Annotated in this window: 14 protein-coding genes; 7 read left to right on the forward strand and 7 right to left on the reverse strand. The window is 51.6% G+C overall.

Going from position 1 to position 17259, the window contains the following annotated elements; all coding sequences use genetic code 11:
- Positions 1–134: 134 nt before the first annotated feature.
- A complete protein-coding gene (locus QUF18_RS12095) occupies positions 135–4877 on the reverse strand; it encodes an apolipoprotein A-IV repeat region-like domain-containing protein (protein ID WP_289387360.1) in 4743 nt (1580 codons plus the stop codon).
- Positions 4878–5463: 586 nt separating this feature from the next.
- Here QUF18_RS12095 and QUF18_RS12100 point away from each other — a divergent pair.
- Complete coding sequence (locus QUF18_RS12100; protein ID WP_289387361.1) at positions 5464–5787, forward strand: 2Fe-2S iron-sulfur cluster-binding protein; 324 nt, start codon at positions 5464–5466, stop codon at positions 5785–5787.
- 482 nt (positions 5788–6269) lie between these two features.
- Complete coding sequence (locus tag QUF18_RS12105; RefSeq protein WP_289387362.1) at positions 6270–7295, forward strand: NAD(P)/FAD-dependent oxidoreductase; 1026 nt, start codon at positions 6270–6272, stop codon at positions 7293–7295.
- Positions 7296–7426: 131 nt separating this feature from the next.
- Here the strand turns inward: QUF18_RS12105 and QUF18_RS12110 are convergent, their stop codons facing one another.
- On the reverse strand, positions 7427–8068 hold the full coding sequence (locus tag QUF18_RS12110) for a DUF922 domain-containing Zn-dependent protease (protein WP_289387363.1): 642 nt from the start codon (positions 8066–8068) through the stop codon (positions 7427–7429).
- Positions 8069–8400: 332 nt separating this feature from the next.
- Here QUF18_RS12110 and folP point away from each other — a divergent pair, with 332 nt between their 5' ends.
- The 4 genes from folP (at position 8401) to QUF18_RS12130 (ending at position 10904) form a co-directional block, all read left to right on the forward strand.
- Positions 8401–9186, forward strand: coding sequence for a dihydropteroate synthase (folP, locus tag QUF18_RS12115; RefSeq protein WP_452612653.1), 786 nt, complete (start codon positions 8401–8403; stop codon positions 9184–9186).
- A gap of 101 nt (positions 9187–9287) precedes the next feature.
- Positions 9288–9650 carry a dihydroneopterin aldolase gene (folB, locus tag QUF18_RS12120; protein WP_289387542.1) on the forward strand — a complete coding sequence of 121 codons (363 nt, stop codon included), beginning with the start codon at positions 9288–9290 and terminating at the stop codon, positions 9648–9650.
- On the forward strand, positions 9647–10174 hold the full coding sequence (folK, locus tag QUF18_RS12125) for a 2-amino-4-hydroxy-6-hydroxymethyldihydropteridine diphosphokinase (protein WP_289387365.1): 528 nt from the start codon (positions 9647–9649) through the stop codon (positions 10172–10174). Before folB ends, folK begins: the two co-directional genes overlap by 4 nt.
- Before the next feature lie 64 nt (positions 10175–10238).
- Positions 10239–10904, forward strand: coding sequence for an O-methyltransferase (locus QUF18_RS12130; protein WP_289387366.1), 666 nt, complete (start codon positions 10239–10241; stop codon positions 10902–10904).
- Positions 10905–10970: 66 nt separating this feature from the next.
- Here QUF18_RS12130 and QUF18_RS12135 read toward each other — a convergent pair whose 3' ends face one another.
- The 4 genes from QUF18_RS12135 to QUF18_RS12150 all read right to left on the reverse strand — a co-directional run bounded on the left by QUF18_RS12135 (position 10971) and on the right by QUF18_RS12150 (position 14880).
- Complete coding sequence (locus tag QUF18_RS12135) at positions 10971–11507, reverse strand: hypothetical protein (protein WP_289387367.1); 537 nt, start codon at positions 11505–11507, stop codon at positions 10971–10973.
- Positions 11508–11682: 175 nt separating this feature from the next.
- On the reverse strand, positions 11683–12741 hold the full coding sequence (locus tag QUF18_RS12140; protein ID WP_374806744.1) for a YcjF family protein: 1059 nt from the start codon (positions 12739–12741) through the stop codon (positions 11683–11685).
- Positions 12742–12761: 20 nt separating this feature from the next.
- Positions 12762–14237: a YcjX family GTP-binding protein gene (locus QUF18_RS12145; protein WP_289387369.1), complete on the reverse strand. Its 1476-nt coding sequence runs from the start codon at positions 14235–14237 to the stop codon at positions 12762–12764.
- A gap of 118 nt (positions 14238–14355) precedes the next feature.
- Complete coding sequence (locus QUF18_RS12150; RefSeq protein WP_289387370.1) at positions 14356–14880, reverse strand: SixA phosphatase family protein; 525 nt, start codon at positions 14878–14880, stop codon at positions 14356–14358.
- Positions 14881–15352: 472 nt separating this feature from the next.
- On the opposite strand from QUF18_RS12150, the gene dksA reads away from it, so the two are divergent.
- On the forward strand, positions 15353–15769 hold the full coding sequence (gene dksA, locus QUF18_RS12155; RefSeq protein ID WP_289387371.1) for an RNA polymerase-binding protein DksA: 417 nt from the start codon (positions 15353–15355) through the stop codon (positions 15767–15769).
- Between the two features lie 227 nt (positions 15770–15996).
- On the opposite strand, the gene QUF18_RS12160 is transcribed toward dksA, so the two are convergent.
- Positions 15997–17130 (reverse strand): flagellar biosynthetic protein FliO, encoded by a 1134-nt coding sequence (locus QUF18_RS12160; RefSeq protein ID WP_289387372.1) that lies wholly within the window; start codon positions 17128–17130, stop codon positions 15997–15999.
- Between the last annotated feature and the right edge of the window lie 129 nt (positions 17131–17259).

Consider the following 17259-nt stretch of genomic DNA (forward strand, 5'->3'; position numbering starts at 1 on the left):
CTCACTATAGAAGATCTGGCCTATGGTTTGGCAAGAGCGGGTTGGTAAAATTATAAGGCTGAGACGCTTTGTCAGAGGGTATCTAAAAATAAAAAAGGCGGGAAAAATCCCGCCTTTTAAACTCTTCGATCTGATTAACGCAGACGACCCGATGCGTGTGCCAGCATGGTGTAGACCTTGCCGGTATCGGATGTGAGGTAGGTCTGAGTGACCATATTATCACGATCATTACGGGCAACATCTTCCAGCAGTCGCTGGAAATCATCCATGTAGCGGTCTACCGCACGACGGAAGTCACCATCCATCTGGTACTTGCTTTTGATTTCTTCAAAAGTCTGCTGACCCTTCAGCGTATAGAGACGACGGGTGAACACATTGCGCTCACCACGACGGTAGCGATCCCAAAGCTCAACAGACGCTTCATGATCAATTGCACGAGCAATATCAACCGACAGCGAGTTCAGACTGTCAACAACATGAGCAGCGGAACGCTGTGGTGTCACATTGTTCTGACTGCGTGGAGCCTGAGCTTTGGTGTCTTCATCTGCGGAGGCGCGTGCCAGCAGATTGGATACCCAGCCACCGCGTGTGCTTTCCTGCGGAGCAGGCGCTTGAACTGGGGCAGACACTGTATAGCTCTGCTGTGGTGCCGGTGTTGGTGCAACAGTCTGCGTGACAGCCGGTGCCACATAAGCCTGAGCAGGCGCTGCGGCTGCAACAGTCTGCTTGGCAATCGTGCGGTCTGCACGGCTGTCGCCCACATCCACCAGACGACCGGATTTGTTGACGATCGAAGCCAGTTCTTTCAGTGCGTTGATCTGTTCGGAAACAGCTTTACGCATTGCAGTGGTGGATTCTTTTGCTTCCGCAGGCATATCGAGTACGCCGCGCTTCAGCTCGCCACGGGTTGCATCCAGCTCGCCACGGATTTCCGCAGCGGAGCGACGGATGTCATCTGTTGCCGATGCGAATTTCTGTGTTGCCTGATCCACAACTTCGGAAATAGCTGCACGTAGCTGCTCAGTAGAGTTGCGTGTGCGGCCTTCAGTGCGTTCCAGAGCAGAGGTGACGAGGGTTTCAAAGCCCTGCATCACTTTCTCAATATTTTCCGATTTGTCGATCAGACCGGCTGACAGACGTTCCAGCGCATCATGACGATCAGACAGGGTATCATTGAGACCATTCTGAGCCACATTGATAAGATCCGAAGCACGGGACAGAACGGCACTGTGGTCTTCAAAGCGTTTGGCGATATCTGCGATCTGCGTCAGCGTATTGCCGGACAGGGAGCGCAGGGCACCAATATTATTGTCGATAACAACGCTGGAGCTGGAGAAGATCTGAGCCGCACGGTTGGTGCTGTCAGCAAAGTTCGTTGTCGATTCAACCAGACGAGTATCAATATCGTTGAGGTTGTGTGTCGCTTTGTCGATCAGCTGGCCGAGTTCTGCATTCGAGCTTGCTAAGCGATCAATCAGACCACCAACACCCTGAGACAGGTTTGACTTGGCTTCCTGAACCGCAGAAATGGTTTCAGCTGTACGACTTGCCAGTGCATTGACCAGTGCTGCGTTTTCAGTACGCAGACGATCCGTTGCTGCATGTGTTGCCTGTTCAAGCTGGCTTGCAAGACCCTGACCGCTATCGGCAAGGCGCTGTACAAGAGGCTCGGCAGTGTCGGCCAGAATGCGGGTGATTTCCTGCGAACGGGCTGCGAGAACCGAGTTCAGCTCACGGGTGCGCTCTTCCAGCGTTGCAGAAGTATTCTGCGTAGCATCGGAAATGCGCGACTCAATAACACCGAGTTCACCAGTGATACGGGAACCGATTTCACCAAGACCCATCGCAATCGCATCAGCGCGCTCAGTCAAGCGTGCCTCTGTACCGGAAAGGTTTTCCAGAACGCGGGCGCTGAAGGCTTCACTATGTGCACCCAGCACATCGCTGGCATGGGATGCAGTCTGTGCGATACGGGTTTCAATGCCGCTAAGGTCTCCGGTCAGGCGGTTGCTTACATCACTGATGCCGGAAGCAATGGCTTCTGCACGCTCAGTCAGACGGTTTTCTGTACCGGACAGATTCTCCAGAACGCGGGCGCTGAACGCTTCAGAATGTGCGCCAAGCACATCGCTGGTGCGTGTTGCTGTTTCTGCAATACGGCTTTCAATGCCGCTGAGTTCGCCGGTGAGACGGGTTTCAATAGCTTCAAGACCGGAAGCAATCTGGCTTGCACGTTCACCAAGGCGGGCTTCTGTACCGGCCAGATTTTCGATCAGGCGGTCGTTGAAGTTTTCACCAAAGCCATGCAGGGCATTGCCGGCTTTTGCCGCTTCTGCACTGAGCGAGCCTGCAGCTTCCGTAATTTTTTCGCGGAGCGTACCGGCAACGACTGTCGCGCTGTGCTCAAGCGATTTGCGGACATTGTCCACGCCCATGCTCAGAGCGCGTTCCATCGTAGAAGTACGTTCTTCGATAATGCCGGTCTGGTTGTCGAAAGTGCTCTGCAATGTGCCGGTTGCATTGGCAACGGCATCTTGAAGGGCAACTGTGCGCTGTACCAGTGTTTCACCATGCTGGCGCAGATTGGCATCCAGAGCTTCTGTGCCGTTCTGCATGGCAGCCTGCAACTGCGAAGCGCGGTCACCAACAGTGTTGATGTGTTCGTTCAGCAGGGAGCTGACGGCGGCGCTGTTATGCTGCAGGTTTTCAGAGAACTGCTGATTACGCTCATCCAGTGTGCGGGCATAGTCTGCATGCTGCTGATCAAGCGTCGATTTAAGCGCAGAAGCGCGGCCATCGAAACGGGTTTCCTGATCGGTGAAGATATCATTGAGCTTGGTGTTATGCGCTGCCATGGCTTCACGCATGTCATTGGTGCGCTGTTCCAGAATAGCTGCATGCTGGCTGGCTGTCTGATCGAGTGTGGAGGCGTTGCCTGCAATCGCGCGTTCAATATCCGCACCACGCTCGGAGATTGTCTGGCTATGCTGCTGCATTGCAGCGGCAATGCGCTCGGCTTCACCGGAAAGGGTGGTGGACAGTGTTTCACGGCTGTCTGCAATCTGCGAGATGAACTGACCTGCGCGGTCGTTCAACAGACCGGCAACGGAATCTGTGATGCCGGAGAGTTCGCCATTCAGCTTGTCTTTGGTCTCATCAACCACTGTGCTGATCGAAGAACGCACGCCGGAGAAGGTTTCAGCAATCTCACGGGTACGGGCAATCAGATTTTCATTGATCTGACGCGAGCGGACTTCCAGCGCTGCATTAAGTTTCTCAGTGCTGCTGTCAATTGCCTGTGCGCGGCCTTCAAATTCTGTCAGCAGCGAATGACCGCGTGCGGCCAGTGTTGAGTTGAGATCTGCCAGACGCTGATCGAATTCAGTGACCATGTTCATGGTCGCATCGCCGAGCAGCGAAGCAATATTGGATGTACGGGCATCCAGTGCTTCGGTCAGGGTCTCGGTGAGGCCGCGTGAGCGTTCTTCCAGCGTCGCGATACGGGTGTCGAGAATATCAACAAAATCACCGCCGGAAGAGCTGATACGGGTTGAAATATCGGTGCTGCGGGTATCAATCGCTTCGGAAATGGCCGCGCCGCTTTCATTCAGGCGGCTGATCATGGTTTCACCTGCATGGGACAGGGAAGAGGTCAACTCGCTGGAAACGGTGAGAACATTGTCACGAATGATATCGCTGGCCGAAGACAGTTCGGTTTTGAGATGCTCATGCGCACCGGAGATGGAAGAGCGTACGCGTTCTGCATGGCTGATCACAGCTTCACGCTCATTGCCAAGTTCGGCAATCAGTGCGCGGATGCGGACTTCGTTGTCGCTGTAGGCGCGTTCGAGCTGGTGAACTTCGGTTTGTACCAGAGTTTCAAGCTCAACGGCGCGTGCGAGCGTGCGCTCGATGCCTTCATTCATCGCCGCAACTTCACGGCGTACAGCCTGACCAAGCGTGGAAACGCGGTCACCGGCAGCAGCTTCAGGCGAAGCGAGACGCAGTGCAGCGGCTGTCATCTGACGGGCAGCGGATTGCAGTTCCTGCGCACGGCGCACCATCTGGGCAAAGCCCCAGAACATAACAACCGGCACAGCAATACCGGCTGCAACACCAATACCGGACGGAGTTGCGAAAAAGTCTTTAATCGCTGAGAAAGAGGTGAGACCCTGCGGACTCAGTGCATGGGCGAGGGTGAGACCACCCGCAGTCCAGAGCGCGCTGATCGCTGTGGTTGTCCAGAATACATTCGAATTTCGGCCATTGGTGCGACGCAGCAGCAGGTTATTGTTGCGCAGGTCGTCATTCGCAGGCGTGAAAGGTGTGGCGGCTTGTGCCGGAACGCTTTGCTGAGCGGCAGGACGGGAAACTGTTACTTCAGCAGGCGCAGGTTCCGCATTCAGGTCAGCTTCATCAAAAGAGAATGTGCTGTCTGATTTGAGGGGTACAGCCTCAGGCTGATTGGCTGCCTGCAACACGGTCACGCTGCCCGGGGTGGCGGCAGATGCTGTAACAACAGGTGGTGCGGCAGGCGTAACCGGAGCGGCAGGAAGGTCGGTTTTTTCGGCCTTTGTGCTTTTAGCTGGTTTTTGCGGGGTATCGATTGGCTTGGCTTCAGCTTTGGTGCTGGCAGCAGCAACTGTGGCTGCAACAGTTGCCGCGGCGGCAATCGGTGCAGCGCTGTTCTGTTCCAATGCCAGTTCTTCAGCAGCACGCGAAATCTGGCTTTCCAGATCATCAAGCGAAAATTCTGCTTCAGGAGCGTCAAAATTCAAATCCAGCTCAAAGTCGTCGCTGAAATCCAGATCCAGCCCGTCTGTGAGGGCTTGTTCCATATCAAGCTCAAGCTTTTGTGCTTTTGTATTTTGTGCCATAGCCGTTTTACCCCGTACTCATACATTTACGCAAAAACCGTGTCAGAATTGCCGCCGATAAATCTGAACGGCAGTTATAAAGACACGTTGCGCAGTCTATAGGTTAAAACTTCCGGAGCCATATGGGAACTGCGGAAATAGCGGTTGATGAATTGTTTAAAGATAAGGTTAACGCGAAACGATATGAAATAGCGAAAACAAAGCAAATGCGGGCTTTTTCAAGCGCTATCTAATTGTGGAAATCTTTAAGCAAACATCAGAAGTCTCTATAATATGTGCCGGATTGTGGCACATTTTGCCATAGTTGGGCAAGAAATTAATGTATTCACGCAGGCAATCACGGTCCGGCTGTTTTCGCTGTTAATGATTAATGCCGGACACATTACTATATGCGCCGGATAGTCAATTTTAGATCATTCGATGCTCGAAATTGACGCAGACGAGCAGGGATCGCGTGTTTACAGCTTGAACTCTATGCGCACAGCACGTATCTGCCGTGCAACACTCTTTATAATCGTGTCCGCATGAACATCCCGGTGCTGTGCCGGTCAGAATGATTTATGCGGGTATCTCACGGGATGAATTTATGACCAAGATTACATTTGTTTCCGCTGACGGCGCAATGCGCAATGAAGTTGAAGCGGAAAACGGTTCTACCGTTATGGAAAATGCTATTCGCAACGGTATTCCGGGTATTGATGCGGAATGCGGCGGCGCCTGTGCCTGCGCAACCTGCCATGTCTACGTAGATGAAGGCTGGACAGATGTGGTTGGTGGTCCTGAGCCGATGGAAGAAGATATGCTGGATTTCGCCTATGATGTGCGCGGAAACTCCCGCCTGTCCTGCCAGATCATTGTGCGTGATGAGCTGGAAGGTCTGGTTGTGCAGGTTCCTGAACGCCAGAGCTGATCTGCCTATAGTATAATGTGTATGAGAAAGCGGTTTGCTTCAGAGCAGGCCGCTTTTTTGTTTGTCGCATTATGAACGCGGTAGTTTGCCATCTGCTCTTGGCGCAATAACATTCTACAGGTGACCGTTTTAAACACAGTTTTGTGTCTGTATCTGCTGAATTTTGTCAGGCATTAGAATGGCGTGCGGGCGCTTTCGTAAAAAGGGTAGCTATTATTCAGCTGAATATCCGCAAAAACTATAGGCATTTGAGTTAAACTTGACTATAGAACTCGTATTGAATTTTGTCCGGTGTGACTTTGCCTGAAAAGATCAGGTCTGGCACATTCGGATGTGCCGGTTTTCGGCATTTAAATGCTGCCCCATTTCCCTGAAGGCAGCGATTACAGAGCATGTTCTGTGTGACAACTGGCAGAACATAAGATTAATGTGACAGATCGTAATGGCTGGCGCAGTTGTTATGATTCAGCGAGATTGAAAATATGAGCGAAGTTATCCGCACAGATGTTGTCATTATCGGTGCCGGTCCTGTCGGGCTGTTTGCTGTGTTTGAACTGGGTCTTTATGACCTGAAATGTCATCTGATTGATATTCTTGACCGTCCGGGTGGCCAGTGTGCCGAACTTTATCCGGAAAAGCCGATTTATGACATTCCGGCATGGCCGGAAATTTCCGGTCAGATGCTGACCGATAAGCTGATGGAACAGATCAAGCCATTTTCACCGCAGTTCCATTTCAACCGTATGGTGACCAAGCTGGAACGTCTGGAAGACGGTTCGTTCCATGTGGAAACCGACGAAAACGAAGTTTTTGAAGCCAAGGTTGTGGTAATTGCTGCTGGCGGCGGTTCTTTCCAGCCGAAGCGTCCGCCGGTTCCGGGTATTGAAGAATATGAAGGCAAAAGCGTTTATTACGCTGTTCGCCGCGTTGAAGCTTTCCGCGATCAGGATGTGGTGATTGTTGGTGGCGGTGACAGTGCGCTGGACTGGGCACTGAACCTGCAGCCTATTGTCAAAAGCATGACTGTTGTACATCGTCGCCCGGAATTCCGTGCGGCACCGGACAGCGTGAAGAAAATGTTCGAACTGGTTGATGCCGGTAAGATCCGTTTTGAAGTTGGTCAGGTTTCCGGACTTGAAGGCGAAAACGGCGACCTCACAGCCGTTAAGCTCAAAGGCGCGGACGGCGAAACTGTCTTGCCTGCAACACGGATGCTGCCATTCTTCGGTCTGACCATGAAACTTGGTCCGATTGCTGACTGGGGTCTCAACCTGCATGAAAACCTGATCACGGTTGATACCGAGAAGTTTGAAACTTCCGAGCCTGGTATTTTCGCTATCGGCGATATCAACTGGTATCCGGGCAAGCTGAAACTCATTCTCTCCGGCTTTCATGAAGCGGCATTGATGACGCAGGCTGCCAAGCGCATTATCAGCCCGGGTGAACGCGTTGTGTTCCAGTACACTACATCGTCGACTAGCCTACAGAAGAAACTCGGCGTTAATTAATAAAAAAGTGTCATGCCGGTCTGTATGTGGCCTGACGCTTTTTTGCGTCAGCGCTTGAATATGAGTGAAATGAACAAAAAAAGCCCTGCATTTTATGATGCAGGGCTTTTTCTTTGTTCAAAATTCAGGCGTCAGGATTTTTTCTTCTGCTGCTGAGCGTAGCGCTTTTCTAAGCTGTTGGTGAGCAAGCGTTCAAAGCGGGTTTCAAAATTCACTGTCTCCACGCGGTCGAAATATTGCTGAGCCTTATCGTGGCTGGTAAAAATGCTGTCGGTGATCTTGTCCACATTGGCTCGTAATGTTGCGCAGTCACGCTCATTGCGCATGCCGCGAACACGGCGTTCCAATTCGGAAGCATGGGAGCGGGCGATAACGATATGGCTTTCTTCATGGCGGCGAATATCTTTTACCAGCACATCCCAGACCATTCTCGTATCAGCGCTGGCACGACGACGGCTCTTCCAGCTTGGCAGGGAAATTGTAGCCTGTACGTTTGCATTCACATCTGAGACGCGGCAATATTTGCCGTCAAAACGGTATTTCACACTGGCATTAAATGCGATTTTGGTCGCGCCCGGATGGCTTTCGCCACCATCATCAAGCTTGGGGCCGTTCTTGGCCAATGATTTATCCAGCTGTTCAGCGGTTGTGCCGTAAACCGGAAAATAGCGGTATTTGCGTGTCACAGAAGCAGCGTCTGCTTGCGTGGCCATTAGAGTGCCGGATAACAGAACCAGACCGGTGAGGGAGAGTGCAAGATATTTGCCGGACATTATCTGTTCCTTTGCTGCGAGGGCTCTTTTGATAAACGCCCTTGTTTTACAGGTTCTAACACAAAATACGGCAGAATTGTCTTCTGTTGCATGATGCTGGTCTTATTGGTCTGCGCATTCGTAGCTGGTCAAAGCAATTGACAGTTTTGCCGGAAATGCGCTTCCCTTCAGCTTTTATGGTTCCATGAAATGTGTAAAGAACTTATGGCTGGTTTGGAAAGCAAAGCAATTTTAAAAGGTTAATTCCGAATATGATTAAGAGTTTCCCTATAAAGCGAGAATGGCAACTGGCGCATGGCCGTGTTCTTGAGACCGGATCTCAGGCGCTGATTATGGCGATTCTTAATATTACGCCGGATTCCTTTTCAGATGGTGGTAGCAACCAGACCATTGATGCCGCGCTACAATCAGCGCATGCCATGCTGGATGCCGGTGCAGTGATTATTGATGTGGGCGGCGAGTCGACCCGTCCTGATGCAGAGCCCGTTTCTGCGCAGCAGGAGCAGGATCGCGTACTGCCGGTGATCGAGGCTTTAACGCGGGAACTCGGTTGCCTGATCTCGGTTGATACCTATCGTGCGCAGACAGCGAGACTGGCAGTCGCGGCAGGTGCACATATTGTCAATGATGTCTGGGGTTTGCAAAAAGAACCGGATATTGCAGGGCTTGCTGCAGAAACCGGTGCCGGGCTGGTGATTATGCATACTGGGCGCGACAGAGACATTGCTGCCGATGTGATTGACGATCAGCATATATTCTTGCAACGATCATTGGAAATTGCTGCAACTGCGGGGGTGAAGCTGCAGCAGATTATGCTTGATCCGGGCTTTGGTTTTGCCAAAGATACGCAGCAGAATGTGGAACTGATGGCACGCTTTGCGGAACTGCACAGTTTTGGTTTACCGTGGCTGGTGGGCACATCCCGCAAGCGCTTTACCGGTGCCGTGAGCGGTCGGGATATTGCTGCAGAAAGGGACGCCGCAACGGCTGCAACCAGTGTTATGCTGCGCCTTAGTGGTGCAGATATATTCAGGGTGCATGATGTGGCTTTTAACCGCGATGCGCTGATGATGGCTGATGCGGTTTTAAATGCCGCAGCAGTTCATGAAAAAGCGTGAACCGGTTTTTCAGAATTTGCAGTATAATCTGATATTGGACTACTTAGTTTAGCGTTGTAAGCGTCTATTTATAACGCAGCAGTGAAGAAATGAGGGCTTTTTTGTACACGATCCGTATGATGAATTGCGCGTTTTTTGCGCATCACGGCGTTTTTGAGGAAGAGGAAAAGCTCGGCCAGCGTTTCTATGTTGATGCCGTATTGACTGTTGATCCGGGCGACTCACTCGAAAACGACGATATTGATAAAACAGTGCATTACGGTATTGTCTTCTCCATGATTGAGAAGATTATCACCGGAAAGCGCCGTTATCTCATTGAAGCCTTGGCGCTGGACGTTGCCAAGGCGCTTTGTGCTGCATTTCCGCAAATTCAGAAAGCCGAGATCACTGTGCGCAAACCCAATGCGCCGGTCGCCGGTGTGTTGGATTATGTTGAAGTGACGGTCGGGTGGCCGAATATATGAAAGCACGCGAGGTTCATAAGGCCTGGCTGTGTCTGGGCGGTAATATCGGCAATGTTGTGCAGACAATGGCGCAGGCTTTACAACTGCTGGATGAACGGCAGGATGTCAGAGTTATCGCTGTGTCTCCGGTGTTCCGTACGCCGCCCTGGGGTAAAACCGATCAGGATTGGTTTTATAATGCCTGTGCTGAAATCTCGACCATATTAACGCCGCCGGAACTGCTGGAAGTTACGCAGACAATCGAGCGGCGTTTGAAGCGGGTACGCAGCGAACGCTGGGGGCCGCGCACTATTGATATTGATATGCTTGCTTATGAGCATGTTTATGCTCTGGAAATGCCGGATCTGATCTTGCCGCATCCGCGTATTGAGCAACGCGCTTTTGTGCTGGTGCCACTGGAAACCATTGCGCCGAATATTAAAATTCGTGGTGAGCTTGTTTCCGATCTGGTGCAAAAAGTTGATAACAGTGAAATTCAGCGCATGAGCTATGGCCATCGCTGGTGGCAGGACACAGCGCTGTAAAGCTGTTTGTCATTCTGCTGTTGTTTCCGTGTGGCATGTCTTCTTTTTAATTTTAGGAACGATTATGTACCAGTCGGAAGAACAGTGGAGAGAAGTTGACGCCTATATGGCGCAGAAGCTGATCGGTGCTGATCCGCTTCTGGATGCTGCATTGCAGCGCAATAGCGAGGCGGGGCTGCCTGCGCATGATGTGGCGATCAATCAGGGCAAGTTACTCAATCTGTTTGCACAAATGTGCGGTGCGCGAATGGTTCTGGAAATCGGAACATTGGGTGGCTACAGCACAATCTGGCTGGCACGTGCGCTGCCTGAGGGCGGCAAGGTGATTACGCTCGAATATTCCGAGAAGCATGCTGAAATTGCCCGGCGGAATATTGAGGCAGCCGGTGTTGGCGATAAGGTAGAAATCATCGTCGGGGCTGCTGCTGACAGCCTGCCGAAGTTGCAGGATCGCGCACCGTTTGATCTGATTTTCATTGATGCCGATAAGCCGAATAATCCGGTCTATCTGGAATGGGCGCTGAAGCTCGCGCGCAAGGGCACGGTCATTATCGGCGACAATGTTGTGCGCAATGGTGCTGTGACTGATCCGCAGTCAGAGGATGCCAATGTCATCGGCGTTCGGCGCTTTATTGATATGATAGAAGCGGAGCCGAGGCTGGATGCGACAGCTTTGCAAACCGTGGGCTCTAAGGGCTGGGACGGATTTACGCTGGCAATTGTCAGATAAAGTTATGCAAATAATAAAGCCCCGAAAGATGAACTGTCGGGGCTGGTTTTTGAATTGCCGTATACTTTAATTACGGGCGATGTTGCTGACTGCGCCGCCATCGACGCGTTTCAGGCTCATACCAACAACCGGCACCATTGTATCGTCGACTTTAACCGAGACTGTAACATTCATGGTGTTCTGATCGGTTACACGTGCCAGCATAGCGCCATTGAGCTGCTTGCGGCTCAGAGCCAGCACAACGCGGTTGCCGTTGACGGAACCGGATGTCACGTTGAGACCTTTGCCTTCAGCGCCATCATTAAATGTACCGCTATAGTTTTTACCTGTACGGACAACGGTTGCTTTCATCGGCTGGGAGAAAACACCAACGCGGCAGCTGCCGTCCAATGTCATGCCAACGCCGCCTTCAGGCGTGGTGCCGGCAAGATTGCAGACAAATTTTGTGCCTTTATATTTCCCTGCAACAACTTCGCCGGGACCAGTCCACTGGCCTTCGACATTGCGGAAAAACACTTCGTCCTTATCCGATGCGTGCGCAGATACAGTGCTGGCTGCAGAGGTCAAGACGAAGAGGCAGGCGGCAGTGGCACGTAAGATCATAACAGAACTCTGTTCCGGATAATTAGAGGGCGGTTTATCAGTTTTCTGTACGATTTACATTCAACACAATCCGCGAAAAATGCCATCAAACAAAATACCAAAACCAGTCTGTATAATCGGCTGGAATGGTTAATAGGTGGTTTCTAACATGAAAGCAATTGGTGATAAACCGTTATCAAACCGGTTTTTTCTGTGTTGTGGCTTTTACAATATCGCCAACAAAATCACCAATATTAGGGCGTTTTTCCGCATCAAACGGCAGAGGACGCACAATATCCATAGCAGAAATGCCAATTCGTGCTGTCATCATGCCGTTGATGACGCCTTCGCCAAGTTTGGCGGAGAGGCGGGAGGCCAGACCCTGACCCAGCAATTGCTGCACCACACTATCGCCCATAGCAATGGTGCCGGTCACAGCCAGATGCGCAATAACGCTGCGGGCAAGACGGAAAAAGCCTAAGGAGCCGGGGCGACAGCCATAAAGCTCGGACAGGCGGCGGATCAATCGGGATGATTCGAAAACCACATAGGCAATGTCCACCAGAGCGCGCGGACTAACCGCCGTGACAATGGAAACACGCTTGGCGGCATTGAGGATCAGCATCCGCGCTTCACGATCTAAAGGATGCAGAATTTCGCGCTCGGTAATGCGGATCAGATCGCGCCCGTCGATAATATCACCACGTAAGGCTTCCAGAGTTGCGCGGCCACGAGCTGTTTGTGGCAGATTAGCAGTGACTTCCAGTAACCGGTCGGTAATTTTACGGGCTTTGTCTGCATCATTCCGTTCAGTTGCTTCTGCTGCGGCAAAGCGCAGTTCCTGCACCGCTGAGAGGCGGCGCAGAGCCAGTCCTTCGCGCACGACCAGTGCCAGCAGGGAGAAGAGTGCGATCAAGGCGACACCGAGTGTCAGCCAGCCAAGCCAGTCAGCGCGGCTATACATGGCGCGGATCAGGTCTTCCGTCCAGATTGCAATGGCGAAGCTCACCAGCAGGCCGAGTGCGGAGAAAAATACACTGCGCAGAGTAAAGCGACGTTTAATCAGGCTGGCCGGAGGCGGCGTCAGTTGTGCGCCTGCATCAATGGCTTCCTGTTCAAAAACGTCAACCGCTTCCGTCGTGACTGTCGACAAGTCACGGATTGCCACCGGTTTGCGCGGAGCCTGTGGCTGGCTGTCATCCGCTTGCGGTTCTACGCTGAAGCTCGTCGGTTTGCGCGGGCCTGAAGACATGATTTATCCTTATGCTAGTCACCCTATGCTAATCGGTCACCGAGCAGAAACTGCATGGCACGGTCAAGGCGGATATGCGGAAGCGACAGATGAATACCATCAAGGTCGGCTTTGATAAGCGGCGGTCTGAAACGGACAAAACGGATTGGTGCCTCACGGGCGCGATCCTGCGGGGAAAACTCCGGCTGTTCAAAAATCGCCTGCGTATCCTGAGGCAGATCACCCGGAAAGATCGCAGTTTCTGTTTCACCATCAAAGACATCACCGTCGATGACTTCACCTTTCAGCGGCGTGCCGACAATCACCGGCAATGTGTCGCCATTCTGGTTCACTGTTGCCTCACGTGTGGCACGCACTGCGGCCATCGCCAGTACATCAATTTCAGCGCCGGAGATGTCGGCGTTCTTGGCAGCACGATCAACCAGTCTGCGCACAATAGCCTCAAGCCGGTTATGGCTTTCATGATGCAGATGATCGGCTTTGGTGGCAGCAATCAGAATACGGCCAATGCGTTTCTGGATCAGGCCGGTGAGAAGGTTGGAGCGACCTGCACGGAAACAAGCCAGAATTTCTGTGAGTGCCCGTTCCAGATCGCGTACAGCAGCGCCGCCTGCATTAATCGCCTGCATCGCATCCACCAGCACAATCTGCCGGTCGAGACGCGCAATATGCTCGCGGAAAAACGGTTTCACCACATGGGTTTTATAAGACTCATAGCGCCGCTCCATCATCGCCGCCAATGAGCCGTTTTTGAAACTGCCCTCTGGTAAATCCGGCAAAGGTGCAAAAGTAAGCGCAGGTGAGCCTTCCAGATCACCGGGCATCAGAAAACGTCCCGGGGGCAGGGTGGATAATGCTTGTTCGTCGGATTTTCCTGCGCGCAGATAGTCGGTGAAGCTGCGCGCCAGACGCTGCGCTGTCATCTCATCGGCAGGTGCCAAAGCGTCAATGTCTGCGGCTTCGCGCAGCCAGTTTTCTGCAAAGCCGAGATGCGCTGTTTCATTGGCGATGGCAAAAGAATCACGGGAGAACTCCGCGTAGGTTTTGCCGAGCAAAGGCAAATCCAGCAGCCACTCCCCCGGATAATCGACAATATCAATCGAGAGCTTACCGGCAGAGAGCATACGCCCCCATGAAGAGGCCGACTGATATTCAATCGTCAGGCGAAGCTCGGAGATTGCGCGGGTGGAATCCGGCCAGATGCGATCTTTTACAAGGGCTGCCAGATGGTCTTCATACTGAAAACGAGGCACAGCATCGTCCGGTTGCGGTTGAAGATAAGCGCGGGCGATGCGTCCGGTAGCATGCGCTTCAAACAGCGGCATGCGCCCGCCTTGGGTCAGATTATGCACCAGAGAGGTAATAAAAACAGTTTTACCGGCGCGGGACAGGCCGGTAACACCAAGGCGCAAAGACGGTGTGACCAAGCTGCCGGTGCGCTCCATCAATGTGTCAAAAGCGATTTTGGCTTCATCTGTGAAGGTGGTCAGTTTGGCCAAAGATGCCCCCGTAAAGACGTTACTCACTATTCTGTTTGTGAATATAGGGTGAGAAATCAATAAATTACAGAGAGTAAAAGCAGGTGCTTGTAAAATACACCTGTTGCAGTGTTCAGGTTCAGTCCTCCTGAGGCAGGAAAAGCGCGGTCAGACTGGCATTTTCCGGTGCGAGATCTGCAAAATCGGCACAGGTTTCAATCTGCGCCACCCCCGCAGTCGGGAAGCCGTAGCCAATGCGCTGCGCGAGCGGACTATCTGGCTGAGCAAAAAGCAGTGCGCAATCTTCAATGCTCGGATTGTGACCGACTAACAGTATGCATTGTGCATTTTGCGGACTCTGTTCACGGAGTTCAGCAATATAGCCAGATGCATTGGCACGGTAGAGTGATGGGGCGCATTGCGGCGTGATGCTGATTTGAGGGAAAGCGCGGGTGATTGCAGTGCTGAAAATCTCAGCCGTCTGTAAGGTGCGCAATGCCGGAGAACAGAGAATGAAATCAGGGATTATACCGGACTTTATCAGTCGTTGTGCCTGTTGCAGAGCATCTGTTTTTCCGGCGGAACTGAGCTGCCGGTCAAAGTCTTTGCCGCTGCTGTCAGGGAGAACGGCTTGTGCATGACGAAGGAGTAAAATGGTGCGCATGAGCACATTTTGCAGGTTTTGCACTGAAAAGATAGTCCGATAAGCGGGCGAATCCTGTTGCAAAAACAGGTTTTATGCGTGCTGTCTCTGATCGATATAAGAGTCAAAACGGCATGTTTTTCTTATATTTTACAGTTGAAATATATCGATTCTGTTTATTGCTTTACGTTAAGCGTGAATATGACAGGATTTTTGCGAGAAATTATTAGGGTGAATCTAACGTTAATCTGAAAAATATTATCCTTATATATTATTAAATTTAAATATTTTTATTTTGAATTCGGAAATATAGCTCCGGATAAGTTTTTCAGCACTTTAAAATATCTGTGTCTCATTTTTATGTAACTTAGAAAGTGGTCATGTGTTTTTCAGGCTCAGGTTGAAAATACTTGGAGAAGTGATTTTTCAGGTTGTATAACGCAACTTATAGACCTATAAGGCGCTTCGTCTCCTAGGTGTGGGGTTATTCAAAATGAGTGAATTAATCGACCTTAATTACAAACCCACGGATGACGAACCGTTCATGAATGAACGGCAGAAGTCATATTTCCGTGCCAAGCTCGTTACTTGGAAGAATGACATTTTGCGTGAAGCACGCGAAACGCTGGAAGCATTGCAGCGTGAAAATGCTAATCATCCTGATTTGGCTGACAGGGCCTCTTCGGAAACGGATCGGTCTATTGAGCTTCGTGCCCGTGACCGCCAGCGTAAGCTAATCTCCAAAATTGATGCGGCTTTGCTTCGTATTGATGAAGGAACCTATGGTTTTTGTGAAGAAACCGGTGACCCGATCAACATCAAGCGGTTGGACGCCCGTCCGATTGCCACTTTGTCGATCGAAGCACAGGAACGTCACGAACGCCGCGAAAAAGTTTATCGCGACGAATAAATGATAGGTGATGTGCTAGAGCGCCGTGCGCCCTCTTGGGCGCACAAAGATCGCTCTAACACTTTTATATTTACAGCATAATTTTACCTTAAACTGATTCAACTTTAAGGAATTATGCTGTAGAGCGCACGCATAAATAGAAATTAAAAAACGCAGTGCTGGAGGGCACTGCGTTTTTTTTGATCTGTATTATCGGGTAAGCCTGTCGGGAGAGGCCGCCCGCACGCTTATTTGCGCGGAGAAATGTCTAATGTGCTGGTTGCAGGCTGTTCGGTCTTTTCACTTGCTGCAAAGTGCTGATCCATTTCAGAGGACAGCAGGTCTTCAAACGAGATTTCGTTGTCTGTCGCCAGTTCTTTAGAGGACAGCGCTTCTGCTACCGCATTTTCAAGATCAAGCTCAAAACTTGGTTGAGGGGCAGGTCTTGCAGCCGGAGCCGCAACAGGGGATACACCGAAGGATGGTTCCTGTGGAGCCATACGCGGTGTAGCCTGTGGCGTGGCACGTTGCGATACCAGCGGATTACCCTCAATTGCACCTGAACCTGGGCGAACATCATCAAGAGATGGTGTTGCACTGCGGCTGTCGCGTTTGGCCGCAGCAATCAATTCCTGCTGTGCTGCATTATTAGCAGCAGCAAGGCCTGATGTTGCGGCGATAACGCCACGAGATACCTGACCGAGTGGGTAAACCGGATGCAGTTTGGCTGCTGCGGATTCCGCCGTTGGACGTGCTACAGGCTGCGGCTTCTGGCTTTGTTGCTGACGGGCAGCCGCAACCTGCTGGGCATGGGTCTGTAATGGCTGAGACGGAGCTGCAACCTGTGTGACTGCCGGAGCGCTGGCAGTTGGGCGTGGCTGCGGTACAGGTGCTTCCGCTTCCGGCTTATAGGCAGGTGTTGCAGCAATAATATCTGCAGGTGCAGCACTGAGAGCCTGTTCTGTTGAAACGGCTGGCGCACGTGCAATAACGGGTGCTGCAACAGCGGGCGCAATTGTTGCGCGTTCTTCCGGCTGACGCATGCGCTGAGTTGGCTGTGCTGCCTGTACCGGCTGGCTGGATTTATTGCGGGTGATATTCTGTTCAATCACAATATCAGATGGTCCGCCGATCAGGATCAGATGCTCCACATCATCGCGACGCACCAGAACCAGACGACGCTGACTGTCGATTGCAGCCGCATCGGTTACTGTCAGGCGTGGTGCTGCATCCGGATTTCTTGTGACGTAAGTTCCGGCTGTCATGCGCTTGATTGCAGCAAAGACAACAAAAACGCCTGCAAGAAACAGAGCAAAAAGCCCGATAAAGCTGATAATATGGGCTGTATTCTCGCCCACCAGCCCGCTCAGCCAATCCATCATATTCAATCGTCCTTATAAGAATCATGCAATTGCTGTGGCGTTCATAAACGCTTAATCAGCAAAATTGCATAATCTGCTTGTTTTTAAACACGGTTTTCAGGCCGCTAAAGGGCGCTTGAGACCATTATA

This window comes from Pseudochrobactrum kiredjianiae (genome assembly GCF_030362795.1).
GTDB classification, from domain to species: Bacteria; Pseudomonadota; Alphaproteobacteria; order Rhizobiales; family Rhizobiaceae; genus Pseudochrobactrum; species Pseudochrobactrum kiredjianiae.